The sequence below is a fragment of the Kocuria sp. CPCC 205263 genome, from assembly GCF_040981075.1.
In the GTDB taxonomy this organism is placed as follows: Bacteria; Actinomycetota; Actinomycetes; order Actinomycetales; family Micrococcaceae; genus Kocuria; species Kocuria rosea.
On sequence record NZ_JAVKPV010000054.1, the window covers coordinates 1 to 644 of the forward strand.

A 644-nucleotide genomic window follows, 5' to 3' on the forward strand; every position below is an offset into this window, starting at 1 on the left:
ATAGAATTAAAGAAGCATTGGGGGAATTTATTATCTGGTTAACCAATAGAGTGACTGCAAATTCCCCGCTACCAGCAAAGGCTTCTGAATAGTTGAGACTGTTAGACTCTAGTATAACTGTAGATGCTTTATCATTGGTGAAGAGAGCATGCTCCACTAGTCTGATGCTTGTATAAGTACGACCTAATATATGACTTATTATTTGAACTTTCTCTTCGGAAAGAAGTTCGTTTCTATATAATTTTTCCTTTTTTCCCTTAAATGGTTTGCAACTGGATGAATTATTTTCAATTACTTCTTTTAAGATGTGGCTTCTTTTCCGCAAAAAGGTTTTCTTAGGATATAGATTAAAATCAGCATGATAGAAGAATTTGTCAAAGGCGCTTATTGATGGCCTAAAGTCGATATAGGTAACTATTTTATCAATTTGTTTCCATCGCGACTTTTGTTGATTAGGAGAAACAATGCTTTTTGGCATTTTTTTCATCCCGTCGCCTGCAAGTGGTCTGGATGTTTCCCAAAGATCAGGGTCATTAGGGTCAACGATCCGGGTTTTGATTACTTCGACAACTTCTTTGATTGAATAATCTAAATAACCATATATGAATCGTGATCTACCATCATCTTTTATTTCATCTATGTCA

The 644-nt window shown here is 35.1% G+C and carries 1 protein-coding gene; it reads right to left on the reverse strand.

Annotated elements, in window-relative coordinates; translation table 11 throughout:
• A partial coding sequence (locus tag RF647_RS19085) for a hypothetical protein (protein ID WP_368813108.1) occupies positions 1–644 on the reverse strand: 644 nt, incomplete at both ends.